Genomic DNA, 22,234 nt, shown 5'->3' on the forward strand with positions numbered 1-22,234 from the left:
CGCATCCCATCGCCCGCGCCACCCGCTGGACCGGCGCCCGCTCCGGCCTCTCCGCCGGGACCGCCGGCGCCGCCACCACCGGGTCCGGCGCCTCCGCCGCCCGGTCCGCCCTGCGCGAACGCCGTTGCCGCTCCGGCCACGACGATGGCCGCCGCGACCGTGTCTCTCAGAATCCGCTTCATGGCTTCTCCTCCAGCCGTCGTCGGCGCGCCGCCGACGCCCACGCCGGCCCGCAACGGGGCCTCGGGGTGAACCGTTCCCGCCCGCGGCACTGTGCACTCGCGGCCGATGACACCCGCCCGCGCTGTCCTCGGCTAAGTCGGATCACGGTCTTGCGATCGGGCGCGTCACCTGTAACGTCGCGCCGCACCAAGAAGAGACCGGTTGCGGCCGGCATCGAGATTGATACACGGAGACGCCATGTCCGCCTCTCGAGACGATACGATCGGTATCGCACCGAGCGCCCTCGACGATGCCGCGGACCGGAAGCGCCGGATCTGGGCGATCGTCGGATCGTCCTCGGGCAATCTCGTCGAGTGGTACGACTTCTACTGCTACGCGTTCTTTGCGCTCTACTTCGCGCCGGCCTTCTTCCCGAAGGGCGATTCCACCAGCCAGCTCCTGCAGACCGCCGGCATCTTCGCGGTGGGCTTCTTCATGCGGCCGATCGGCGGCTGGCTGTTCGGGCGCATCGCCGACCGGGTCGGCCGCCGGACCTCGATGGTCATCTCGGTGCTGATGATGTGCTTCGGCTCGCTGCTGATCGGCATCCTGCCGACCTACGAGCATGTCGGCACGCTGGCCCCCGTGCTCCTGCTCCTCGCCCGCATGCTCCAGGGCCTGTCCGTCGGCGGCGAGTACGGCACCTCGGCGACCTACATGAGCGAGGTGGCGATCAAGGGGAAGCGCGGCTTCTTCGCGTCGTTCCAGTACGTGACGCTGATCGGCGGCCAGCTCCTCGCCTCGCTGGTCCTGGTGCTGCTGCAGACGGTTATGACCGGTCCGGAACTCACCGCCTGGGGCTGGCGCATCCCGTTCTTCATCGGCGCCGCGCTGGCGGTCGTCGCGCTCTATCTCCGGCGCTCGCTGGCCGAGACGAAGGGCAGCAGCGACAAGGAATCCGCCGGCACCTTCTCGGCGCTGGCCAAGCACTGGCGGGCGTTCCTGGTGGTCGTCGCCTACACGGCCGGCGGCTCGCTGAGCTTCTACACCTTCACGACGTACATGCAGAAGTACCTGGTCAACACCGCCGGCATGCCGAAGACCTCGGCGTCGCAGACGATGACGGTGGTGCTGTTCGTCTACATGATCATCCAGCCGATCTTCGGCGCGCTCTCCGACAGGATCGGCCGCAAGGCCAACATGCTGCTCTACAGCGGCCTCGGCACGCTCATGGTGGTGCCGCTAATGACGGCGCTCGGCACCAACAAGGACCCCTACCTCGCCTTCGCGCTGATCACCCTCGGGCTCGCGGTGGTGTCGTTCTACACGGGCATCAGCGGCATCGTGAAAGCGGAGCTGTTCCCCACCAACGTCCGCGCCCTCGGTGTCGGCCTGTCCTACGCGGTCGCCAACGCCACCTTCGGCGGCACCGCCGAGTTCGTCGCCCTGTGGTTCAAGGACAACGGCATGGAGAGCACGTTCTTCTGGTACGTGACCGTCCTGATGGCGATCGCCTTCGTGGCCTCGCTGATCATGCCGAACCCCAAGGTCCACGGCTATCTCGACGGCGCCGGCACCGTCGAGGAGGCGCTGGGGAAGAAGCCGCGCCTCGCCCACGCCTGATCGACCCGCCCGGCTGGACCGGGCGGGACTTTCACGCTGATATGACCCCCGCCGGGCGCGCCAGACGCCCGCGGGAGGACGCCATGTTCAGGAACGCCGCCAGGGTGCTGGCCCTGCTCTGTCTCGCGACCGCATCGCCGTCCGGGGCGGCCGAACCGGCTCCCGCCGACGCGCCGTTCAGGCCGACGCAGCCCGCGGGCTACCTCTTCGTCGGCGGTCGTTACGCCACCGCCGCCGGCAAGACGACAGCGTCCGGCCAGATGTTCGTCGAGTACCGCGTTCCGGAGCGGGTGACGCAGCCCTACCCGATCGTCCTGGTGCACGGCACCGCGCAGACCGGGACCAACTTCCTCGGCACGCCCGACGGGCGCCCGGGCTGGGCCGACCGCTTCGCCGCGCAGGGCTTCGCGGTCTACGTCGTCGACCAGGTCGGTCGCGGCCGCTCGGGCGGCGACCCGGACACCTACGGTCCCTACGCCCGCCTGCCCGTCGAGGATCTGGAGACGGTGTTCAGCGGGCAGGAGCGCTCCGCGCTCTACCCGCAGGCGAAGCTCCACACGCAGTGGCCGGGCGGACCGGGGATCCGCGGCAACGCCGCCTTCGACCAGTTCTACCTCTCACAGGTGCCCTACATCGCGAGCGCCCTGAGGAGCGAGGAGCTGGTCGACCCCGCGCTGATCGCCCTCCTGGAGAACATCGGCCCCGCGATCCTCCTGACGCACTCGCAGGCGGGCGTCTTCGGCTGGGCGGTCTCCGACCAGCGGCCCGACCTCGTGAAGGCGCACGTCGCCGTCGAGCCGAACGGGCCGACCTTCTACGATATCCGCTTCAAGGGCGGCGTCGACTGGTACGAGCGCGTCGGCGAGGCCCGGGCGCGGCCCTACGGCATCACCCGGGTGCCGCTGCACTTCGAGCCGCCGGTGAGCGGCCCGGCCGACCTGACGGTCGTGCGGGCCGAGACAGCCGCCGCGCCCGACAGGATCCGCTGCTGGCTCCAGGCCGAGCCCGCGCGCCGCTTGCCGAACCTCGCCCGGGTGCCGGCGGTGATCGTGACCGCCGAGGCCTCGTTCCGGGCCACCATGGACGATTGCACGGCGGCCTTCCTGGCCCAGGCGGGCGCGAAGCCGGATCGGCTGGCGCTCGCCGAGCACGGCATCCGCGGCAACGGCCACATGATGATGCTGGAATCGAACAGCGATGCCGTGGCGGACGCGATCGTCGGCTGGATCCGGGGCCGGGTCCAGGGGCAAGTCCAGGGCCAAGTCGGGGCGCCGGCCCGGCCTTAACCCGCCGCTTACCGTGTCGCGGCGAGGGTGCCGCCGTCATCCGACGAGGGACTGCATGACCGACATGACCGACACCGTGGGCGTCGCGGGCGACCGCATCCGCTCGATCATCGAGCGCGTGGAACGGCTGGAGGAGGAGATCAAGGACCTGATGGAGGCCAAGAAGGAGGTCTTCGCCGAGGCCAAGGGCGAGGGTCTCGACGTCAAGGTGCTCAAGGAGATCCTGAAGATCCGCAAGCAGGACAAGGACGAGCGCGACGAGCAGGAGACGCTCCTCGACGTCTACCTGCGCGCCATGGACGCGCCGGCGCCGTCGCCGGCGCCGATCGCCGCGGCGGCGTGATCCGCTCGACCGGGTGCGGCGCCGGGCGCCGCACCTCTCCGCCGTGACGATGCCTAGGCCGCGAGATAGGCGGCGATGTTGCGCCGGATCCGCTCCAGGGGCTCCTCCGCCGGGTCGGGCAGGACGAACCGCGCGCCGGTGATCGTCTCGTAGGCGCGGATGTAGACCGCGGCGGTCTCGAGCACGACCTCGGCGGGGATCTCCGGGATCGGGTCCTCGTAGGGGTCGCAGCGGGCCACGACCCAGTTGCGCACGAAGTCCTTGTCGAAGCTCTCCGGGGCCGAACCCGCGGCGAAGCGCTCGGGATAGCTCTGCGCGAACCAGTACCGGCTGCTGTCCGGCGTGTGAATCTCGTCGGCGAGGACGATCCGGCCCTCGGGATCGGTGCCGAACTCGTACTTCGTGTCGGCCAGGATGAGGCCGCGCTCCGCCGCCAGAGCGGCCCCGCGCGCGAACAGTGCCAGGGCCGCCTCCGACACGGTCCGCCACTGCGCCCGCGTTAGCAGACCGCGCTCGAGGATCTCCGCCTCGGTGAGCGGCTCGTCGTGGCCGCCGTCGAACGCCTTGGTGGTCGGCGTGATGATCGCCTCCGGCAGGCGCTGGTTCGGCCGCATCCCGTCGGGGAAGTGGTGGCCGTACATGTTCCGCTCGCCCGCACGGTAGCGCGTCAGGATCGAGGTCGACGTGGTGCCCGCGAGGTAGCCGCGCACCACCACCTCCACGGGCAGGATCTCCAGGCGCCGGCCGACCACCACGTTGGGATCGGGATAGGCGATGACGTGGTTGGGGCAGAGGTCGGCGGTCTTCTCGAACCAGTAGCGGGCGGTCTGGGTGAGGACCTGGCCCTTGAACGGGATCGCCGCGAGCGCCCGGTCGAAGGCGCTGATCCGGTCCGAGGTGATCAGGATCCGCCGGCCGTCGGGGAGGTCGTAATTGTCCCGGACCTTGCCGCGGTAGTGGCAGGGCAGCTCGGGCAGGGTCGCGTCGCGCAGGACCTGATGCGCGTGCGGGGCGAGATCTGCCGTGTTCATCGGGCTTTCCGTCAGGCTGAACGGCGACCGCGCCGCCGAACTTCTGTGCGCGGACGGGCCGGGAAATTCCAGTCCCGGCCTGCGGAAGGGCGCGCGGCGTCCGGATCCGCCCTGGTCGGACCTGGCCGGAACCCTACACTTGGGCGGGGATCAACGACGGTGGACGACCGGCCGCGCGGCGCCGAACGCTCCTGCCGGACGGCCGAGGCGCGATGATCGAGACACCCCAACCGTTGGGCAGAGACCCGTTCCTGCGCCGGATCGAGACCGTGGCCCTGTTCCGGCTGACCGAGGCGGAGCGCGCCGCGCTCGTGGCGCTCCCGATGCAGGTCGCCCCGTTCGAGGCCAACCAGGACATCATCCGGGAAGGCGACCGCCCGTCCCGGAGTTTCGCGATGCTCAGCGGCATCGCCTGCACCTACAAGTCGACGCGCGCGGGCAAGCGGCAGGTGATGAGCTACCACGTCCCCGGGGACGTGCCGGATTTCCAGAGCCTGTTCCTGGAGGTGCTCGACATCAACATCGCGACGGTGAGCCCCTGCCGCCTCGGCTTCGTCCAGCACGACGCGGTCCGGGCGATGCTGCGGGCGCACCCGCGCCTCAGCGAGGTGTTCTGGCGCGCGACGCTGATCGACGCCGCCCTGGTCCGGGAGTGGATGCTCAACACCGGCCGCCGGGAAGCGTATGCCCGGATGGCTCACCTGTTCTGTGAGCTGGTGACCCGCCTCGGCGCCGTCGGGCTGGCACCGGATCGGACCTGCGACCTGCCGATGACGCAGCCCGAACTCGCCGACGCCCTCGGGATCACGTCGATCCACGTCAACCGGACGATTCGCGAACTCAAGTCCGCCGGCCTGATCACGCTGCAGGGTCGCCGCCTCACGGTCCACGACTGGGCCGGGCTGCGGGAAGCGGCGGAATTCGATCCGACCTACCTGCACCTGCGCGACGCGGAGACGCGCTGAGGAAGGCCATGGATCGTCGATATTGGGTGGGTCTCAGTCGCCGGCTCGAAGATCCGCGGATCCGGCGCTCAGCGAGAAGATGGTGCCCAGGGACGGAGTCGAACCGCCGACACTGCGATTTTCAGTCGCATGCTCTACCAACTGAGCTACCTGGGCGTCGTCCGCGCCGGTGTCGGCCTCGGACGTCGCGGGGTATAGTGAGTGCTTCGCGGCGTGTCCAGCCTCGCGTGACGCCGACGTGACCGGAAGGCCGAAAATTTCAGCGCTCCGGATCCGGCGGGGGCGGCGGCGCGTCGGGATCCAGTTCCTCGGGGATCGCGTAGCGCTCGTTGAGCCAGCGCCCGAGATCGACGTCGGCGCAGCGCTGGCAGCAGAACGGCCGGAATTCCGGCGTGGACGGTTGCCGGCAGATCGGACACGGCGGCGTCCGGCGTTCGCGGATCATGCGAGTGCGCCCCACCCGGCCCGGATCGGATACCCCTCCCCGTCGAGAAGGCTCAGAGTCTCGTAGAGCGGCAGGCCGACGACGCCGCTGTACGAGCCGACCAGTTTCACCACGAAGGCCCCGGCCAGCCCCTGGATCGCGTAGCCACCGGCTTTGCCGCGCCACTCGCCCGAGGCCACGTAGCCCTGGATGTCGCGGCCCGAGAGCCGCTTGAACCGGACGCGGCTCTCGACGATCCGCTCGCGGCGCCCGCGGGGCGAGAGCACGCAGACCGCCGTGTAGACCCGGTGCTGCCGCCCCGAGAGCAGGCGCAGGCAATCCGCGGCCTCGTCGGGGATCTCGGCCTTCGGCAGCACGCGCCGCCCCACCGCGACCACCGTGTCGGCCGACAGGAGCCAGGTGGGGGTCGCGGTGTCCTCCAGGTGCAGCGCCGCCTCGGCGGTGGCGAGCTTCGTCCGCGCGAGGCGGCGCGCCAGCTCGCGCGGCGGTTCGGCCTTGCGCGGCGTCTCGTCGATCTCGGCCGGCAGGAGAGCCGCCGGCTCGATGCCGATCTGCTGGAGCAGCGCCAAGCGGCGGGGCGACGCGGAGGCGAGCACGAGCCGCGCTGTCGGACCCTGCGTCGCGCCTATCGCTTCAGGTTTGGCGTCCATGGTGTCCCGTTCGCACACTCGACCGGAGCCGCGCGACCGGAGCCGCGCGCCCTGCGCGGCGGCACCTCGTCGGCCGGGACAGGCTCGATGCGCCTGCCTGATAAGCGAAGGGTGCCGCCTTGTGAACTCGGGCGGGACGGGCCGCCGGCGCGAATCCGCGGCGTCTCGAGCGCGCGGTCCCGCACCGACCGCGGCGCCCGACACCAGCATTCGGCAGCTTCGAGGACGTTCCAGAGCGGCCGGCTCGCAGCGGGACCGAAATCACAGGCCGGGTGCGGGCTACGCGAAAGACCTGCTCAAGTCCTCGACGGTCATCGTAACCCGCCGTTAACCACGATCGACCGAGGATGGCGCCCTTCGAATGGGATCGTCATCGATGCTGAACGCTGATCCGCTCGTGCAGCGCCCGAAGCTCGTCAACGCCGCCCTGCTCGCCCGCGCCCTCGACGGGCTACGGCCGCAGGTCGCCTCGCCGGTCGAGATCTGGCAGCGGCTCACCGAACAGTACGTCGTCGATCTCGACGCCGTCGCGGCACTCCTTCCGGCGGACGAACCGGAGACGCACTGGCTCGCCGCCCGCGACTGAGCGTGGCCCGCACCGCGCCCGTGCCGAGCGGCGCGCCGGCCCGGGCCAAGCTGGCACGTGACGTGCTTTGAGAGTTCAAGAGACCGGAGGAAGCGCACAGGCAACGACAACGCGGTGGCTCGCACGCCGGAGCACCCCGCGGACCTTTCGATCACTCGAAGCCGAGGTCCGTCATGTCGGAATTGCTCTCCGTTGCCCTCGTCTGTGCCGGCACGCTGCTGGCTCAGGACTGCTCCCGCGACACTGCCCTCGACGTCATCATCGCGCCGGCGCACACGCCGATGGAATGCCTCATGCACGCTCAGACGATGGCCGCCCAGGCCGGGTTGCCGGGGGGCAGCGACCGGTACCTCAAGGTCGCCTGCGAGCATCGCCGGAGCGAGGCCGAAACGCGTCCCGTGATCCGCCGCGCCTCGTGAGGCCGGGTGCGCGCCGGGCGATTCGGCGCAGACCAGCGTGGCCGGCGGATCGTCTGGTGCATCAAAGTCACGTCACGAGAATTCTTGTTCGCATCCACCTATCGGACAGTTGCCGCCCCCGGGAACGGGACCCATCCTTCACGGCCACGCTGATGCAACCCTCACTTCGGCATCCGCCAACGTTGCCGCCCCGATGGCCCGCGTGCCGGGCAGGGCTCAAGCGAGTGCCTGCCCGATGCTGTACGACGCGTTCGACCTGCAGACCGACATCGCCGCTCAGACCCGGGCGTGGGGCCGGCTGCTGAACGACATCTGGTCGCCGTGGATCGGGTGGGGCGAGCCGGCGACATGGATGTCCGCCGGCGCCCGGATGATGATGCGCGCCGGCCTGACCTTCGCGCGGCCGCCCTACGGCATCGAGTCGGTGAATGTCGGCAACCGGAGCGTCCCGGTCTCCGAGGAGGCGGTCGAGGTCACGCCCTTCGCGACGCTGCTCCACTTCAAGAAGGACATCCACACCGAGCAGCCCAAGGTGCTGATGGTGGCGCCGATGTCGGGCCACTTCGCCACGCTGCTCCGCGCCACCGTGCGTACCATGCTGCCCGACCACGACGTCTACATCACCGACTGGCACAACGCCCGGGACGTGCCGCTCTCCGACGGGACGTTCGGCTTCGACGACTACGTCAGCCACCTCATCCAGTTCCTGCGGACGATGGGCGAAGGCGCCCACATGGTGGCGGTCTGCCAGCCCGCCGTGCAGGCCCTCGTGGCCGCGGCCGCGATGGCGCAGGCGAAGGATCCCGCCGCCCCGCGCAGCATGACCCTGATGGCCGGTCCGGTCGATTGCCGGATCAATCCGACCGGCGTGAACGAGCTCGCGACCTCGAAGCCGATCGAGTGGTTCGAGAAGAACCTGATCGCGACGGTGCCGGCGCGCCACAAGGGCGCCGGCCGCAAGGTCTACCCGGGCTTCGTGCAGGTCTCGGCCTTCATGGCGATGAACGCCAAGCGCCACATCCAGGGCCACGCCGACCTGTTCTGGCACATGGCCAACGGCGAGCACGACAAGGCCGAGGCGATCGAGACCTTCTACGACGAGTACTTCGCCGTGCTTGACCTCGCGGCCGATTTCTACCTGGAGACGGTCAAGACCGTGTTCCAGGACCACGCCCTGGCCCGGAACGCGGTGTCGTATCGGGGCGAGCCGATCGACCTGCGCGCGATCCGCCGCACGGCGCTGATGACGGTCGAGGGCGAGCGGGACGACATCTGCGCCGTCGGCCAGACCATGGCGGCCCACGACCTGTGCTCGGACCTCGCTCCGTACATGCGGACCCATCACCTCCAGGCCGGCGTCGGCCATTACGGCGTCTTCGCCGGCCGGCGCTGGGAGTCGCAGATCTACCCGCAGGTGCGGAACTTCATCCAGGCGCACAACTGACCGCGCCCCGGTCGGCTCGGCGTCGCGCCGATTTGACCCGCCGACCTGCGCGGCCCACCATGCTAGGCACGTGTGACGGGGCCCGCCGGGCGCGGCTCCGTGGGCCACTCCTTCGGCGTGAGGCGGAACGGTCGGCGTGATCGGCAGGAACGGCACCGAGAGCAAGACCAGCGCCGACGCGGCGTCAACGCGGCTCGACCGGCTGGTCGCGCAGGCGCGGGCGGCCTCCCTGTGGGAGCAGGCGTGGCCGGTGCTCTGGCGCGGCATCGGCGTCGGTCTGCTCTTCCTGGTCGTCTCCTGGGCAGGCGTGTGGCTCGACCTCACGCCGCTCTGGCGCCAGATCGGCCTCGGTGCCCTCGCCATCCTGCTGGTCGCCGCGCTCCTGCCGCTGATCCACATCGCCCGGCCGGACCGGCGCGTGGCCCTGGCGCGGCTCGACCGGGACGCGGCGTCCCGCGATCCGAGGCTGCGGCACGGGCCGGCCTCGGCGGCCCAGGACAGCCTCGCCGTGGGCGCCGCCGATCCGGGGAGCCGGCTGCTGTGGGACCTCCACCAGCGCCGCGCCGCGCAGGCGATCTCGGCCCTGCGGGTCGGCCTGCCGCGGCCGGGCATGACTCGCCACGACCCCTTCGCGCTGCGCGCCGGCCTGATGGTCGCGGCGGTGGCCAGCCTGTTCGTGGCCGGACCGGAGTGGCGCCAGCGGATCGGCGCCGCCTTCGACTGGCAGGAGCCGGCGGCACCCGGCCCGAATTTCCGCGTGGACGGCTGGATCGACCCGCCGCTCTACACGCGGCTTCCGCCGCTGCTGATCGCGATGGACGGGAGCGACCAGCACCTGCGCGCGCCGGTGAACGCCCAGCTGATCGTGCGGATCGCCGGCCAGGGCAAGGCCGCGTCCGAGACGACCCTCACGCCCAATGCCGGCCTGGTGCCGGTCCCGGGCCAGGAGGCGCGCCCCGACCTGCGCGAGGAGCGCTACCGCATCGTCGGCGGCGCCGCGCTGACGATCGTGACCCCCGCGGGCAAGCAGCGCCTGACCGTCGACGCGATCCCCGACCGGCCGCCGGAAGTGACCGCCGTGGGCGGTCCCGAGGTGAACGGCCGCGGCACCTTCAACCTGACCTACCGGGCGAAGGACGATTACGGGATCAGCGCGGCCGAGGCGGTGATCGAACCGCTGAAATCCGCCCGGACGCTGGTCCCGGTACCGCAGATCAACCTCGCGCTCCCCGGCGACGCGAGCGGCGATACCGACACCAAGACCCTCGTGGACCTCACGGACAGCCCCTGGTCCGGCGCGAAGGTCCGCTACCACATCGTCGTCAAGGACGAGGCGGGCCAGGAAGGGCGCACGCCCGACACCGAGATCGTCCTGCCGGCGCGGCCGTTCCGGGAGCCGCTGGCGCGGGCGCTCGCCGAGCAGCGCCGCCGGCTCGTCACGGCGCCCGATACGGATCGCCGCTGGGTCCAGGGGGCCCTGGACGCGCTGCTGGTCGCGCCCGACACGTTCACGCCGCAGCCCGCGATCTTCCTCGGCCTGCGGACCGCGACCGAACGCCTGCGCCGCGCGCGGACGGATTCGGACCTCGTCGCGGTGGCCGACCTCCTGTGGGAGATGGCTCTCAAGATCGAGGACGGCGACCTCTCGGACGCCGAGAAGCAGCTCCGCCAGGCGCAGGACCGGCTGAAGGAGGCGATCGAGCGCAACGCGCCCGACGACGAGATCAAGCGCCTGACGCAGGACCTGAAGCAGGCGCTGGACAAGTTCCTGTCCGAGATGGCGCAGAAGCAGGGCCGCGAGCCCCGCGAGCAGAGCGAGCGCGGCCAGACCAACGGGCAGACCAAGACCGTCACCCCGGAGGATCTCGACAAGATGATCCAGGACATGGCGGAGGCTATGAAGCGCGGCGACACCGCCGAGGCGCAGCGCCTGATGGAGCAGTTGCGCAACATCCTGGAGAATCTCCAGACCGCCGAGCGCGGCGGCCGCTCCGACCAGGCGTCCCGCGAGATGCAGAAGCAGATGCGCGACCTCGACGCCATGTCGCGCGAGCAGCAGGGCCTGCGCGACGAGACCTTCAAGGACGGCGAGGAGCAGCGCGGCGGCCAGCGCCCGCAGAACCGCGGTCAGCCGCAGCAGGGGCAGCGCGGGCAGCAGGGCCAGGGTCAGCAGGGCCAGCGCCAGCAGGGTCAGAAGGGTCAGCAGGGGCAGGGCCAGCAGGGTCAGCAAGGCCAGGGGCAGCAGGGCGAGGGCCAGCAGGGCGGCGTCGGCGAGCGCCAGCAGGCGCTCCGGCAGCGGCTGGAGGACCTTCAGAAGCGCATGAAGGAGAACGGCATGCGCGGCGAGCAGGGTCTCTCCGACGCCGAGGACGCCATGCGCGAGGCCGAGAACAACCTGAAGGACGGCGATTCGGACGGGGCCGTCGACGCGCAGGGCCGCGCCCTCGACGGCCTCAAGCGCGGCGCCGACGGCATGGCCCAGCAGATGCAGGAGATGGCCGAGGGCCAGGGCGAGGGTCAGCAGGAGGGCGGCCAGCAGCCTGGCCAGCAGGGGCAGGCCGGGGCGCGCGACGACGATCCCCTCGGGCGCCCGACCCGCGGCCGCGACATGAGCGACGGGCGCGTCCGCGTTCCCACGGCCGACGAGTCCGCGGTCCAGCGCGCCCGGCGCATCATGGAGGAGCTGCGGCGCAAGCTCGGAGACCCGAGCCGCCCCCGCGAGGAACTCGACTATTTCGAGCGCCTGCTCCGCCGCAACTGAGCGCCCGACACCTCTAACGACGCGCGATGCCGCATCGCGGCGCGCGCCCCAGCCGGATCCCCGACCGCATGTCGTCCAACACCCTCGTCCTGATCGCCTGCCTCGCCGTCGCCGCGGTCCTGGTGCTGGGCCTCGCCAACATGATGCGCGGCGGCAGCGTCAACCTCTCGCAGAAGCTGATGCGCCTGCGGGTGCTCCTGCAGTTCGTGGCGATCGTGATCATCATGGGCGTGGTCTGGTGGCGCTCGGCCTGAGGACGCCCAGGGGTGTGACCGCGCCGCCGCACCCGAACACCTTTCGATTGGGTGAAGGATGAATTGCCCGCCGCGCCCGGCGGGGCTCTGCTACGCTCGGTAGAAGCAAATCGCTGCGCCTAACCGGCCGAGCCCGCATGACTGCCCCTTCCCGCCTCTGTCTGTTCGGCCTTCTGACCGGGGGGGCGATCCTGCCGGCCGCGGCCGCGGATCTCGCGCCGCCGCCGCCCGCCGCCTACGCGGCCCCGGTCCAGCCGCTCAGCATCGTGTCGGAGATCCGGATCGGCGGCTCGGTCCAGGATCCCGGAAGCGCCGAGGGCAAGCTCCCCGGCTTCAGCAAGGCGAACGTCAACGGCGAGATCCTGTTCGCCAAACCGCGGATCAGCGACGATCCGTTCTGGCAGGCCTTCGTGCCGCGCCCGACCGTCGGCGGCAGCTACAACACCGGCGGCCGGACCAGCTACGCCTATCTCGGCGCCACCTGGACCCTCGAGGTCTTCCCCGAGACCTTCAACCGCCGCGTCTTCCTCGACGGTTTCTTCGGCGGCGTGGCCCATAACGGCTGGACCGGCCCGAAGGCCGAGACGCCCTACGGCTTCAACACCCTCGGCTGCTCGCCGATGTTCCGCGAGGCGGCCGCCCTGGGCTTCCGCCTGACGGAGCACTGGAGCATCATGGCCACGATCGAGCACATGTCGAATGCCGGGCTCTGCGCTAACAACCGCGGTCTGACCAATTTCGGCGGCAAGGTCGGCTACACGTTCTGAGGCACACCACCCCGTGGTCAAGCTCAACCGCATCTACACGAGGACCGGCGACAAGGGGACGACCGCGCTGGCGGACGGGCAGCGGCGCTCGAAGGCGGACCTGCGGGTCGAGACCTACGGCACCGTCGACGAGACCAACGCCTGCATCGGCATGGCGCGCCTGCACACGCAGGGGCCGCTCGATCAGATGCTCGGGGCCATCCAGAACGACCTGTTCGACCTCGGCGCCGACCTCGCGACGCCGCCGACCGCGGAACCCCTCCCCTACGAGCCGCTGCGCATCGTGGCGAGCCAGGTCGACCGGTTGGAGCGCGACATCGACGCGTTGAACGCCGCGATCCCGCCGCTGAAATCCTTCGTCCTGCCCGGCGGCTCGCCGGCTGCCGCGGCCCTGCACCTCGCCCGGACCGTCTGCCGGCGCGCCGAGCGGCTCGCGGTGAGTCTCGCGGCGCGGGAGGACGAGACGGTCTCGCCGGAGGCGCTGCGCTACCTCAACCGCCTGTCGGACTTCCTGTTCGTGGCGAGCCGGGCGGCGAACGCCGACGGGGCCGACGACGTGCTCTGGGTGCCCGGCGCCAATCGCTGAGCCGGCATCGCGGTTTTCGCGGAGCCGCCACGGCGCCGCGTTGACAAGGCGGAAATGTGGCCGTTACGGTCCGGCGCCTTGCGTGCCCCCCGCCACGCTGCGCCTCGGGCGCCCGTGGGAGTGGCCTGCACGACGACAAGAATCCTCCGGGGAAGGATCGTGACCGCCATGAAGGTGCTGGTGCCCGTCAAGCGGGTGGTGGACTACAACGTCAAGATTCGCGTGAAGGCCGACGGCTCCGGCGTCGAGCTCGCCAACGTCAAGATGTCCATGAACCCCTTCGACGAGATCGCCGTCGAGGAGGCGATCCGCCTGAAGGAGAAGGGCAAGGTCACCGAGATCGTGGCCGTGTCGATCGGCCCGCAGCAGGCGCAGGAGACGCTGCGCACGGCGCTCGCCATGGGCGCCGACCGCGCGATCCTGGTGAAGACCGACGTCAACTGCGAGCCGCTGGCCGTCGCGAAGCTCCTGAAGGCCGTCGTCGAGAAGGAGAGCCCGGAGCTCGTCATCCTCGGCAAGCAGGCGATCGACGACGACTCGAACCAGACCGGCCAGATGCTCGCCGCCCTGCTCGGCTGGCCTCAGGGCACCTTCGCGTACAAGATCGAGCCCGGCGAGGGCAGCCTCGACGTCACCCGCGAGGTCGACGGCGGCCTGCAGACGGTGAGCCTCAAGCTGCCGGCCATCGTGACGACGGACCTGCGCCTCAACGAGCCGCGCTACGCGTCGCTGCCCAACATCATGAAGGCCAAGAAGAAGCCCCTGGAGGAGCTGGCACCCGATGCGCTGGGTGTCGACGTGACCCCGCGGCTCACGGTGCTGAAGACTGCCGAACCGCCGGGCCGATCGGCCGGCGTGAAGGTCGCCTCCGCGGCCGAGCTCGTCCAGAAGCTCAAGGTCGAAGCCGGCGTCATCTGATCCGAGGCGGGGCTCCCGGACGACGGTCGAGCCCCGCGCCACCACCCTCGAGGGCACCCCAGACCATGACGACACTCCTCTTCGTCGAGCACGGCAACGGCCAGATCAAGGACGGCACCCTGAAGGCACTCGCCGCCGCCAAGGAGATCGGCGCACCGATCCACGCCCTCGTGCTGGGCACAGGATCGAAGGCCGTGGCCGAGGCCGCGGGCAGGCTCGACGGCGTCGAGAAGGTCCTGAACGCCGAGGACGGCGTCTACGACCACGACCTCGCCGAGCCGGTCTCGGCGCTCATCGCCGCCGTCGCCGAGCCCTACGACACGATCATCGCCTCGGCCTCGACCACGGGCAAGAATGTGCTGCCGCGCGTGGCCGCCCTGCTCGACGTCGCGCAGGTCTCCGACATCATCAAGGTCGTCTCGCCCGACACGTTCGAGCGGCCGATCTACGCCGGGAACGCCATCCAGACCGTTCAGGCGCCCGCCGGCAAGAAGGTGATCACGGTGCGCACGGCGGCCTTCAAGGCGGCCGAAGAGGGCGGTGCCGCTGCGCCGGTGGAGGCCGTGTCCGCGGCCGCACCCGCGGCGGGCGGCTCGAGCTTCAAGGGTGAGGAGATCGCCAAGTCCGACCGGCCCGAGCTGGCCTCGGCGCGGATCATCGTGTCCGGCGGCCGCTCGCTCGGCTCCTCGGACAAGTTCCACGAACTGATCGAGCCGCTGGCCGACTCGCTCGGCGCCGCCGTCGGCGCGTCCCGCGCCGCCGTGGATGCGGGCTACGCGCCGAACGACTGGCAGGTGGGGCAGACCGGCAAGGTCGTGGCGCCGGACCTCTACGTCGCGGTGGGGATCTCGGGCGCGATCCAGCACCTCGCCGGCATGAAGGACTCGAAGGTCATCGTCGCCATCAACAAGGATGAGGACGCGCCGATCTTCCAGGTGGCCGATTATGGACTGGTCGGCGACCTGTTCCAGGTCGTGCCCGAGCTGCAATCCGAGATCGGTAAGGCCAAGGGCCAGTAACGGCACCGGATCTGGCAACCCGCGAGCATTGTCGCAGAACGCGGCTTCACGGGTTCCTTCCGGATCGAGGATTGGTCTAGAAGGCAGCAGCGGCGAGACTTCGCGCGGTGCCGTCGCGTCCGCGCCGTCCAGAGAGCTGGGCGGCAGCGCTACGGCATCCGCCTTGGGGGCACAGGTCGGCACATGCATATGGAGATCAAGCGGGTCGGCATCGTCGGCGCGGGCCAGATGGGCAGCGGCATCGCGCAGGTCTGCGCCACCGCCGGCTTCGAGGTCCTGCTGAACGACCGCGATCCCGCCCGGCTCGAGAACGGGTTGTCCGTCATCGAGGGCAGTCTCGCCCGCCTCGTCTCGAAGGGCACGCTCACCGAGGGCGACAGCGGCGAGGCCCGCTCGCGGATCGTCCCCGCCCGCGATTTCGCCGCCCTCGGCCCGTGCGACCTGGTCATCGAGGCGGCGACCGAGAACGAGGCGACGAAGCGCGAGATCTTCACCACGCTGTGCGGTTCGCTGCGGCCGGAGACCCTGGTGGCGACCAACACGTCGTCGATCTCGATCACCCGGCTGGCGGCGGCGACCGACCGGCCGGAGAAGTTCATCGGCATCCACTTCATGAACCCGGTGCCGGTGATGCAGCTCGTCGAGCTGATCCGCGGCATCGCCACCGAGGACACGACCTACGAGTCGGCCAAGGCGTTCATCGCGAAGCTCGGCAAGACGTCGACGATGTCGGAGGATTTCCCGGCCTTCATCGTCAACCGGATCCTCCTGCCGATGATCAACGAGGCGATCTACACGCTCTACGAGGGTGTCGGATCGGTCGAGTCGATCGACACCGCCATGAAGCTCGGCGCGAACCACCCGATGGGGCCGCTGCAGCTCGCGGACTTCATCGGCCTCGATACCTGCCTTTCGGTCATGCAGGTGCTCTACGAGGGCCTCGCGGATTCCAAGTACCGGCCCTGCCCGCTCCTGGTGAAGTACGTGGAGGCCGGCTGGCTCGGCCGCAAGGCGAAGCGCGGCTTCTACGATTACCGCGGTCCCACGCCGATCCCGACCCGCTGAGACCGCGGGGCCCGGGACGGCCGGACGCCGTCCCGAGCGTCCCGGGCTCGATCGCTCCTACTTCGGCGCGCCGTTCGCGCCCGGCTGGGCCGGCTGCGGGTAGGACGGGTTGCCGCCCGGAACGGCGGCGCTGTTCGACGGCGACGAGCCGCCGGACTGGCCGTTGACCGAGCCCGTCACCTCCTTGCGCGAGGCGTCCTGGCTCTGGCTGGCGTAGTCCTTCGGCGCGTTGGCGCCGTTCCAGGTGAGCAGGCCCACGGTGGCGATCGCCAGCAGGACGAGGCTCGCCACCAGCACCCAGAGCACGGGCTTGCCGCGCTCGCCCTGACGGCTCTCGTTCGGGTTCAGTCTCTCAACCATGTGCAAAACCTTCCTCGGCGGGACGCCACACGCCGGAACGGGCGCTGTGCGACACGATCTCGTTACCGGCGGCCAACGCGGGGCCGCCGAGGCAGGTTCCTGGGCGGGGCCGGGGCTAGCGCCCGGTCGTCAGCAGGATCTTGCCGAGATGGGCGCTCGATTCCATCAGCTCGTGCGCCTCCCGCGCCCGCTCCAGCGGGAACGTGGCGTGGGTGACGGACCGGATCCGCCCGGCGTCGAGCTCGGGCCAGATGTCCCGGCGCAGGCCGTCGGCGATCGCGGCCTTGTCGGCCTTGCCGCGCGGGCGCAGGGTCGATCCGGTGAAGGTCAGGCGATTGCGCATGATCGGCGTGATGTTCAGCCCGTCGACCTTGTAGCCGCCCATCAGGGCGATCATCACGAGCCGCCCGTCGGGCGCCAGCGACTTCAGGTTCCGGGCGAGGTAGCTCGCGCCGATCATGTCGAGGATGACGTCGACGCCGCGCCCGTCGGTGAGGCGCTTCACCTCCTCGGCGAAGTCGGCCTGCTTGTAGTCGATCGCGGCGTCCGCCCCGAGCTCCTCGCAGAACCGGCACTTCTCGGCGGAGCCCGCCGTCGCGAAGACCCGGGCGCCGACATGCTTGGCGATCTGGATCGCCGTGGCGCCGATGCCGCTCGACCCGCCATGGACGAGGAAGCTCTCGCCGCGCGCGAGGCGGCCGCGCTGGACCACGTTGGAGTAGACCGTGAAGAAGGTCTCCGGCAGGCCGCCGGCGTCGACCAGCGAGACGGCCTTCGGGCGCGGCAGGCAGTGGGCCGCCTCGGCCACGGCGTACTCGGCGTAGCCTCCGCTGATCACCAGGGCGCAGACCTCGTCACCGACCGACAGGTTGTCGACCCCGCTTCCGAGCGCGACCACGCGGCCGGCGACTTCGAGGCCCGGGATGTCGGTGGCGCCGGGCGGCGGCGGGTAGACCCCGGACCGCTGCGCCACGTCGGGCCGGTTCACGCCGGCGGCCACCACCGCGATCAGGACCTGGCCGGGCCCCGGGCTCGGCACGGGGGCAGTCTCCAGGCTGATCACCTCCGGTCCACCGGAGCCCGCGTAGCGGATCTGGCGCATGGTTCCGGGCAGGTCGGTGGTGGCCATCAGCGATTGTCCTCCGCGCGCAGGTCGTCTCGGCCGCGCTCACGGGGGCGCGGTCCGGCTCTACTTGCGGCAACGGGCGCGCTTGGCAAGCTGCGTGCGCCCGCTGCCGGTCCGTAGGTCCGCCTAGCGGGCCGCCGCCTTCACGGCGGCCGGAAGCACGATCGCGCCCTGCGCGAGGCTCTTCGGCCAGACGGCGACCTGCTTGCCGTCCTGCCACTGCGCCATCAGGCCGGTGACGAAGCCGGGGCCGTACTTGATGGAGTGGGTGAACGGGTCGTCCTTGCCGTAGAACTGCGTGCGACCGACGGTGCCGACCCAGTCGGTCTTCTCCAGCGCGTCGACGAGCTTGTCGGCTTCCGTGGTGCCGGCCCGCTTCACCGCGTCGGCGGTGTAGTAGACCTGATCGTAGGCCATGTATCCGGCGTAGGACGGGTCGCTGCCGAAGCGCTTCTTGAACGCGGCGCTGAAGGCGAGCGACTTGTCGGTGATCGCCGCGCCCGGCACCGCGATGCTCTGGAAAATCACGCCCTGCGTGGCGCCGTTGGTGTTCGACCAGAAGGTCGAGGAGGTCGCCTGCGAATTCATGCCGGTCATGGCGAGCGGCACCTGCTGGTTCTGCCACTGCACCGTCGGCTGCACGCCGACATGCGAGATGCCGGTGACGATCAGGTCGGGCTTGGCCGCCTCGATCTTGTTGTAGATCGGCGTGAAGTCGCCCGTGTCCGGCGAGAAGCGGATGTGGTCGACGACCTTCACGCCGATCTCGGGCAGGCACTTCTCGTAGCCGACGTCGAGCGGCCGGGTCCAGGCCGCGTCCTCGCTCATGATCGCGGCGGTCTTCACCTTCATCAGGTCAATCAGCATGTCCTTGGTGGAATCGCAGATCGACTGGGCGAGGGCCGCCGAGGTCAGGTAGCCGTGGAAGGTGTACTTGTTGCGCGCGTAGTCCTTGTGCACGGCGAGGCTGATCTCGTTCGAGGCCGCGCCGGGCGTGATCATCGGCGTCTTCAGCCGGGCCGCCCAGGGCATCAGCGCCAGCACCACCTCCGAGATGTAGCTGGCGATGACGAGGTTGACCTTGTCCTCGCTGACCGCCCGCTGGAAGGCGCGGACCGCGTCGGAGGCGGAGGACTTGTCGTCGTAGGTGACGACCTGGATCTGCCGTCCGTCGATCCCGCCCTTGGCGTTGATCTCGTCGGCGGCGAGCTGCACCGCCTGCGGGATCGAGGCTCCGACCACGGACTGCGCCTCGGCGATCACCCCGATCCGGATCGGATCGGCGGCCCGCGCCTGGGTCGATCCCAACAATCCGGCCACTGCGAGCAGGGCCAGGGCCCGGCTCGAAACGCTGCGTTCCATCGGCATGGGCTTCCTCCTGCGGCCCGTGCGGCTTTTGCCGCCGCATCGGGACCAGAGACGGAGTGTGCATCACGCGGCGGTCTGAATACAGTGTGCAGATACGGAAAACCGTGACAGACGGCCGCTCAGCTGTCCGAACGTCTGAAGATCACGCTCAGATTGTTGGCCGGCATGGTCACGCGCCGGACCATGGTCAGCCCGTGCCGGCCCGCTTCCGCGGCGACGGCGTCGCGGTCCCGCACACCCCAGGCCGGATTCCGGGCGCGCAGGGAGGCATCGAAGGCTGCGTTGCTCGCCGCGAAGGGCCGGTCGGCTTCGCGGAACGGGCCGTACAGGAACAGGACACCTCCCGCGCCCAGGACGCGGCCGGCGCCGGCCATCAGCCCCTCCGTGGCTTCCCAGGGCGCGATGTGGATCATGTTGATGCACACGATCGCGTCGATCCGCGCGTCGACCCGCGCGACGGGCCAGGCGGCGGACGCGGCGTCGAGCGCGAGCGGCGGCCGAAGGTTGGCGAGGCCCGCGCGGAGCGCGTGCGCGGCAATGCTGCGCCGGGCGGCGGGCTCGGGATCGCTCGGCAGCCAGTCCAGGCCCGGCAGGGCCGCGGCGACGTGGACCGCGTGCTCGCCGGACCCGCTGGCGATCTCCAGGACGGTGCCGCGGGCGGGCAGGACCTCGCGGAGGACGGCCAGGATCGCGTCGCGGTTCCGCGCGACGGCCGGCGCCGTCAAGGCGTCGTTGACGTCGACCTCCCAGCCGAGCATGGATCCCCTCCATCGGTCTGCGCACTCGGTCGGCGGGATGACGGCCGGCCGCGTCACGCACCCATATTGCGTGGGCGGACCCGTTGCCATACCGCATTCCAGCGGTGTTCCGCCCCTTCGACGCGCTGTCCGAGCCAGGCCCCACGTCTCCGCGTTGCGAGGCGGGCCGACCGGCCCGGCACTGGGGGCGAGCGCCGCCGCACTTCCGGACCAACCCTACCCCGTCCAGGATTTCGCCCAACGTGCCCGATCCGCAAGCCGCCCCGACACTGCCCAAGGTCGCGACGGGCATCACCGGTTTCGACGATCTGACCCATGGCGGCCTGCCGGCCGGGCGGCCGACGCTGATCTGCGGCGCCGCGGGCTGCGGCAAGACGCTGTTCGCCACGACCTTCCTGGTCAACGGCGCGACGCGCTACGGCGAGCCCGGCGTGTTCATGAGTTTCGAGGAGCGGGCCGAGGACCTGGCGGCGAACGTCGCGTCGCTCGGTTACGACCTCGACGGCCTCGTCGCGGGGGGCCGGCTCGCCATCGACCACGTGCGCGTGGAGCGGAGCGAGATCGAGGAGACCGGCGAGTACGACCTCGAAGGCCTGTTCATCCGCCTCGGCTTCGCGGTGGACTCGATCGGGGCCAAGCGCGTCGTCCTTGACACGATCGAGACCCTGTTCGCGGGCTTCACCGATCCGACCCTGCTCCGCGCCGAGCTGCGCCGCCTGTTCGGCTGGATCAAGGATCGCGGCCTGACCGCGATCATCACGGGTGAGCGCGGCGACGGCCCGCTCACCCGCCAGGGCCTGGAGGAGTACGTCTCCGACTGCGTCGTGCTGCTCGACAACCGCGTCGAGGACCAGATCACCACGCGGCGGCTGCGCGTCGTGAAGTATCGCGGCTCCGCCCACGGCACCAACGAGTACCCGTTCCTGATCGATCACGCCGGGATCAGCGTGCTGCCGGTGACCTCGGCGGATCTCGACTACGCGGTGCCCGACGGCGTCGTCTCGACGGGGATCGCGGGGCTCGACGCGATGCTGGCGCCGCGAGGCTTCCATCGCGGATCCGGGATCCTGATCTCGGGCGAGGCCGGGACCGGGAAGAGCATGCTGGCCGCCTCGATCCTCGACGCGGCCTGCCGGCGCGGCGAGCGCTGCATGGCCTTCGTGTTCGAGGAGAGCGGCGCGCAGATCGTCCGCAACGCGCGCTCGATCGGGCTCGACCTCGCCGCGCACGTGGCGAGCGGCCGCCTCCGCTTCGAGGCCGCGCGGCCGAGCCTGTTCGGGCTGGAGACGCATCTCGCGCGGATGCACCGCGACCTCGACCAGTTCCGGCCGGACGTGGTAGTGATCGACCCGATCTCGGCCCTGCGCGGCCCGTCGGGCGAGCTGCAGGCGACGCTCCTGCGCATGATCGACCTGATCAAGGTCCGGGGCATCACGGCGATCTTCACCACCCTCCGCGGCGACGGCTCCCTGATGGAGGACGACGATCTCGGCGTGTCCTCGCTGATGGATGCCTGGATCAAGCTCCAGAACATGGAGGCGAACGGCGAGCGGACGCGGACCCTGTACGTGATCAAGGCGCGGGGGATGAGCCACTCCAACCAGATCCGCGAATTTCTGATGTCGTCGGACGGGATCCAGTTGGTTGATGCCTATATTGGTCCATCAGGTGTCCTCACCGGCACCGCGCGCCTGGTCCAGGAGGCGCAGGAGCGGGCCGCTGCGCAGCAGCACCGGGACGCGACCGAGCGCCGGCTCCGCGACATGGCGCGGCGGCGCTCCGCCCTGGAGCGCCAGATCGAGGAGCTCAAGGCCGGTCTGGAGGCGGCTGTGGACGAGGAGGAGAGCCTCCGAGCCGAGGACGCGGCGCGCGGCGCCACGCGCGAGGCGGAGCAGCAGGCGTTGATCGCACGACGGAGTGCCGCGGAATGAGCGATGCGACATCGGACGACCCAGCACCCGAGACGGACCCGGACCGCGATTCCGGCCACTATCACCTGCGCCTCTACGTTGCCGGACAGACGGCCAAGTCCCTCGCCGCCCTGACCAACCTGAAGCGGTTCTGCGAGGAGCATCTGGCCGGCCACTACGACATCGAGGTCATCGACCTCATGAAGAACCCCCAGCTCGCCGCCGGCGATCAGATCCTCGCGATCCCGACCCTCGTGCGTCGGCTGCCGTCGCCGCTGAAGCGGATCATCGGCGATCTCTCGAACACCGAGAAGGTACTGGTCGGCCTGGATATCCGTCCCAAGGCCGATCGGCCTTGAACGCGGCCCCGCCCCCACCGATGGACACG

24 protein-coding genes and 1 tRNA gene are annotated in these 22,234 nt (G+C 70.6%); 16 read left to right on the forward strand and 9 right to left on the reverse strand.

From position 1 onward, the window contains the following. Nucleotides 1-182 (reverse strand): hypothetical protein (locus ACLBXO_RS26990; protein ID WP_447687334.1); only part of this gene is annotated, 182 nt, incomplete at its 3' end. A 238-nt stretch (nt 183-420) separates the two neighbouring features. Here ACLBXO_RS26990 and ACLBXO_RS26995 point away from each other — a divergent pair. The 3 genes from ACLBXO_RS26995 to ACLBXO_RS27005 all read left to right on the forward strand — a co-directional run bounded on the left by ACLBXO_RS26995 (nt 421) and on the right by ACLBXO_RS27005 (nt 3,414). Further along, nucleotides 421-1,785 (forward strand): MFS family transporter, encoded by a 1,365-nt coding sequence (locus ACLBXO_RS26995; protein ID WP_447687335.1) that lies wholly within the window; start codon nt 421-423, stop codon nt 1,783-1,785. An 83-nt stretch (nt 1,786-1,868) separates the two neighbouring features. Beyond that, nucleotides 1,869-3,071, forward strand: a complete 1,203-nt coding sequence (locus tag ACLBXO_RS27000) for an alpha/beta hydrolase (RefSeq protein WP_447687336.1) — start codon at nt 1,869-1,871, stop codon at nt 3,069-3,071. Between the two features lie 55 nt (nt 3,072-3,126). Beyond that, nucleotides 3,127-3,414, forward strand: a complete 288-nt coding sequence (locus ACLBXO_RS27005) for a DUF2312 domain-containing protein (RefSeq protein WP_447687337.1) — start codon at nt 3,127-3,129, stop codon at nt 3,412-3,414. Between the two features lie 53 nt (nt 3,415-3,467). Here the strand turns inward: ACLBXO_RS27005 and ACLBXO_RS27010 are convergent, their stop codons facing one another. Beyond that, nucleotides 3,468-4,445 (reverse strand): phosphoribosylaminoimidazolesuccinocarboxamide synthase, encoded by a 978-nt coding sequence (locus tag ACLBXO_RS27010; RefSeq protein WP_331317792.1) that lies wholly within the window; start codon nt 4,443-4,445, stop codon nt 3,468-3,470. Nucleotides 4,446-4,657: 212 nt separating this feature from the next. Between ACLBXO_RS27010 and ACLBXO_RS27015 the strand changes: the two genes are divergently transcribed. Next, nucleotides 4,658-5,410, forward strand: coding sequence for a Crp/Fnr family transcriptional regulator (locus ACLBXO_RS27015; RefSeq protein ID WP_331317791.1), 753 nt, complete (start codon nt 4,658-4,660; stop codon nt 5,408-5,410). An 80-nt stretch (nt 5,411-5,490) separates the two neighbouring features. Here the strand turns inward: ACLBXO_RS27015 and ACLBXO_RS27020 are convergent. The 3 genes from ACLBXO_RS27020 to ACLBXO_RS27030 form a co-directional block, all read right to left on the reverse strand. After that, nucleotides 5,491-5,566, reverse strand: a tRNA-Phe gene (locus tag ACLBXO_RS27020). A 103-nt stretch (nt 5,567-5,669) separates the two neighbouring features. Beyond that, nucleotides 5,670-5,855, reverse strand: a complete 186-nt coding sequence (locus ACLBXO_RS27025) for a DNA gyrase inhibitor YacG (protein WP_331317790.1) — start codon at nt 5,853-5,855, stop codon at nt 5,670-5,672. Further along, nucleotides 5,852-6,505 (reverse strand): Maf-like protein, encoded by a 654-nt coding sequence (locus ACLBXO_RS27030; RefSeq protein WP_331317788.1) that lies wholly within the window; start codon nt 6,503-6,505, stop codon nt 5,852-5,854. The genes ACLBXO_RS27025 and ACLBXO_RS27030 overlap by 4 nt, the downstream gene beginning before the upstream one ends. 376 nt (nt 6,506-6,881) lie before the next feature. Here ACLBXO_RS27030 and ACLBXO_RS27035 point away from each other — a divergent pair, with 376 nt between their 5' ends. The 10 genes from ACLBXO_RS27035 to ACLBXO_RS27080 all read left to right on the forward strand — a co-directional run bounded on the left by ACLBXO_RS27035 (nt 6,882) and on the right by ACLBXO_RS27080 (nt 16,324). Next, nucleotides 6,882-7,091: a hypothetical protein gene (locus ACLBXO_RS27035; RefSeq protein WP_331317786.1), complete on the forward strand. Its 210-nt coding sequence runs from the start codon at nt 6,882-6,884 to the stop codon at nt 7,089-7,091. 173 nt (nt 7,092-7,264) lie between these two features. Beyond that, nucleotides 7,265-7,510: a hypothetical protein gene (locus ACLBXO_RS27040; protein ID WP_447687338.1), complete on the forward strand. Its 246-nt coding sequence runs from the start codon at nt 7,265-7,267 to the stop codon at nt 7,508-7,510. 235 nt (nt 7,511-7,745) lie between these two features. Beyond that, entirely contained in the window at nt 7,746-8,954 is a 1,209-nt protein-coding gene (locus ACLBXO_RS27045; protein WP_447687339.1) for a polyhydroxyalkanoate depolymerase, read from the forward strand. A gap of 136 nt (nt 8,955-9,090) precedes the next feature. Further along, a complete protein-coding gene (locus ACLBXO_RS27050) occupies nt 9,091-11,715 on the forward strand; it encodes a TIGR02302 family protein (protein ID WP_447687340.1) in 2,625 nt (874 codons plus the stop codon). A gap of 68 nt (nt 11,716-11,783) precedes the next feature. Beyond that, nucleotides 11,784-11,969 carry a twin transmembrane helix small protein gene (locus ACLBXO_RS27055; RefSeq protein ID WP_012319908.1) on the forward strand — a complete coding sequence of 62 codons (186 nt, stop codon included), beginning with the start codon at nt 11,784-11,786 and terminating at the stop codon, nt 11,967-11,969. A gap of 137 nt (nt 11,970-12,106) precedes the next feature. Further along, complete coding sequence (locus ACLBXO_RS27060) at nt 12,107-12,736, forward strand: acyloxyacyl hydrolase (RefSeq protein WP_331317777.1); 630 nt, start codon at nt 12,107-12,109, stop codon at nt 12,734-12,736. 13 nt (nt 12,737-12,749) lie between these two features. Next, nucleotides 12,750-13,322 (forward strand): cob(I)yrinic acid a,c-diamide adenosyltransferase, encoded by a 573-nt coding sequence (locus tag ACLBXO_RS27065; RefSeq protein WP_447687341.1) that lies wholly within the window; start codon nt 12,750-12,752, stop codon nt 13,320-13,322. 168 nt (nt 13,323-13,490) lie between these two features. Next, nucleotides 13,491-14,240 (forward strand): electron transfer flavoprotein subunit beta/FixA family protein, encoded by a 750-nt coding sequence (locus ACLBXO_RS27070; RefSeq protein WP_056528346.1) that lies wholly within the window; start codon nt 13,491-13,493, stop codon nt 14,238-14,240. A 65-nt stretch (nt 14,241-14,305) separates the two neighbouring features. Beyond that, the gene (locus tag ACLBXO_RS27075) at nt 14,306-15,259 is read left to right on the forward strand and encodes an electron transfer flavoprotein subunit alpha/FixB family protein (RefSeq protein WP_447687342.1); all 954 of its coding nucleotides are present in this window, start codon (nt 14,306-14,308) and stop codon (nt 15,257-15,259) included. Between the two features lie 183 nt (nt 15,260-15,442). Further along, nucleotides 15,443-16,324 (forward strand): 3-hydroxybutyryl-CoA dehydrogenase, encoded by an 882-nt coding sequence (locus tag ACLBXO_RS27080; RefSeq protein ID WP_026604743.1) that lies wholly within the window; start codon nt 15,443-15,445, stop codon nt 16,322-16,324. Between the two features lie 57 nt (nt 16,325-16,381). On the opposite strand, the gene ACLBXO_RS27085 is transcribed toward ACLBXO_RS27080, so the two are convergent. The 4 genes from ACLBXO_RS27085 to ACLBXO_RS27100 all read right to left on the reverse strand — a co-directional run bounded on the left by ACLBXO_RS27085 (nt 16,382) and on the right by ACLBXO_RS27100 (nt 19,936). Continuing rightward, entirely contained in the window at nt 16,382-16,684 is a 303-nt protein-coding gene (locus tag ACLBXO_RS27085; RefSeq protein ID WP_331317771.1) for a hypothetical protein, read from the reverse strand. 115 nt (nt 16,685-16,799) lie between these two features. Further along, nucleotides 16,800-17,813: an NAD(P)H-quinone oxidoreductase gene (locus ACLBXO_RS27090; protein WP_447687343.1), complete on the reverse strand. Its 1,014-nt coding sequence runs from the start codon at nt 17,811-17,813 to the stop codon at nt 16,800-16,802. A 123-nt stretch (nt 17,814-17,936) separates the two neighbouring features. Further along, nucleotides 17,937-19,178: an ABC transporter substrate-binding protein gene (locus tag ACLBXO_RS27095; RefSeq protein WP_447687344.1), complete on the reverse strand. Its 1,242-nt coding sequence runs from the start codon at nt 19,176-19,178 to the stop codon at nt 17,937-17,939. A 119-nt stretch (nt 19,179-19,297) separates the two neighbouring features. After that, nucleotides 19,298-19,936, reverse strand: a complete 639-nt coding sequence (locus ACLBXO_RS27100; RefSeq protein WP_447687345.1) for a DUF938 domain-containing protein — start codon at nt 19,934-19,936, stop codon at nt 19,298-19,300. 242 nt (nt 19,937-20,178) lie between these two features. Here ACLBXO_RS27100 and kaiC point away from each other — a divergent pair, with 242 nt between their 5' ends. Both kaiC and ACLBXO_RS27110 read left to right on the forward strand, forming a co-directional pair. Further along, nucleotides 20,179-21,867 carry a circadian clock protein KaiC gene (kaiC, locus tag ACLBXO_RS27105; RefSeq protein WP_447687346.1) on the forward strand — a complete coding sequence of 563 codons (1,689 nt, stop codon included), beginning with the start codon at nt 20,179-20,181 and terminating at the stop codon, nt 21,865-21,867. Continuing rightward, the gene (locus tag ACLBXO_RS27110) at nt 21,864-22,205 is read left to right on the forward strand and encodes a circadian clock KaiB family protein (RefSeq protein ID WP_331317765.1); all 342 of its coding nucleotides are present in this window, start codon (nt 21,864-21,866) and stop codon (nt 22,203-22,205) included. The genes kaiC and ACLBXO_RS27110 overlap by 4 nt, the downstream gene beginning before the upstream one ends. Nucleotides 22,206-22,234: the final 29 nt, after the last annotated feature.

This window comes from Methylobacterium sp. C33D, assembly GCF_053345825.1.

Coding starts and splice junctions, on each gene's coding strand:
- ACLBXO_RS26995 (WP_447687335.1), top strand. CDS start 421: ATGTCCGCCTCTCGAGACGATACGATCGGTATCGCACCGAGCGCCCTC.
- ACLBXO_RS27000 (WP_447687336.1), top strand. CDS start 1,869: ATGTTCAGGAACGCCGCCAGGGTGCTGGCCCTGCTCTGTCTCGCGACC.
- ACLBXO_RS27005 (WP_447687337.1), top strand. CDS start 3,127: ATGACCGACATGACCGACACCGTGGGCGTCGCGGGCGACCGCATCCGC.
- ACLBXO_RS27010 (WP_331317792.1), bottom strand. CDS start 4,445: ATGAACACGGCAGATCTCGCCCCGCACGCGCATCAGGTCCTGCGCGAC.
- ACLBXO_RS27015 (WP_331317791.1), top strand. CDS start 4,658: ATGATCGAGACACCCCAACCGTTGGGCAGAGACCCGTTCCTGCGCCGG.
- ACLBXO_RS27025 (WP_331317790.1), bottom strand. CDS start 5,855: ATGATCCGCGAACGCCGGACGCCGCCGTGTCCGATCTGCCGGCAACCG.
- ACLBXO_RS27030 (WP_331317788.1), bottom strand. CDS start 6,505: ATGGACGCCAAACCTGAAGCGATAGGCGCGACGCAGGGTCCGACAGCG.
- ACLBXO_RS27035 (WP_331317786.1), top strand. CDS start 6,882: ATGCTGAACGCTGATCCGCTCGTGCAGCGCCCGAAGCTCGTCAACGCC.
- ACLBXO_RS27040 (WP_447687338.1), top strand. CDS start 7,265: ATGTCGGAATTGCTCTCCGTTGCCCTCGTCTGTGCCGGCACGCTGCTG.
- ACLBXO_RS27045 (WP_447687339.1), top strand. CDS start 7,746: ATGCTGTACGACGCGTTCGACCTGCAGACCGACATCGCCGCTCAGACC.
- ACLBXO_RS27055 (WP_012319908.1), top strand. CDS start 11,784: ATGTCGTCCAACACCCTCGTCCTGATCGCCTGCCTCGCCGTCGCCGCG.
- ACLBXO_RS27060 (WP_331317777.1), top strand. CDS start 12,107: ATGACTGCCCCTTCCCGCCTCTGTCTGTTCGGCCTTCTGACCGGGGGG.
- ACLBXO_RS27070 (WP_056528346.1), top strand. CDS start 13,491: ATGAAGGTGCTGGTGCCCGTCAAGCGGGTGGTGGACTACAACGTCAAG.
- ACLBXO_RS27075 (WP_447687342.1), top strand. CDS start 14,306: ATGACGACACTCCTCTTCGTCGAGCACGGCAACGGCCAGATCAAGGAC.
- ACLBXO_RS27080 (WP_026604743.1), top strand. CDS start 15,443: ATGCATATGGAGATCAAGCGGGTCGGCATCGTCGGCGCGGGCCAGATG.
- ACLBXO_RS27085 (WP_331317771.1), bottom strand. CDS start 16,684: ATGGTTGAGAGACTGAACCCGAACGAGAGCCGTCAGGGCGAGCGCGGC.
- ACLBXO_RS27090 (WP_447687343.1), bottom strand. CDS start 17,813: ATGGCCACCACCGACCTGCCCGGAACCATGCGCCAGATCCGCTACGCG.
- ACLBXO_RS27095 (WP_447687344.1), bottom strand. CDS start 19,178: ATGCCGATGGAACGCAGCGTTTCGAGCCGGGCCCTGGCCCTGCTCGCA.
- ACLBXO_RS27100 (WP_447687345.1), bottom strand. CDS start 19,936: ATGCTCGGCTGGGAGGTCGACGTCAACGACGCCTTGACGGCGCCGGCC.
- ACLBXO_RS27110 (WP_331317765.1), top strand. CDS start 21,864: ATGAGCGATGCGACATCGGACGACCCAGCACCCGAGACGGACCCGGAC.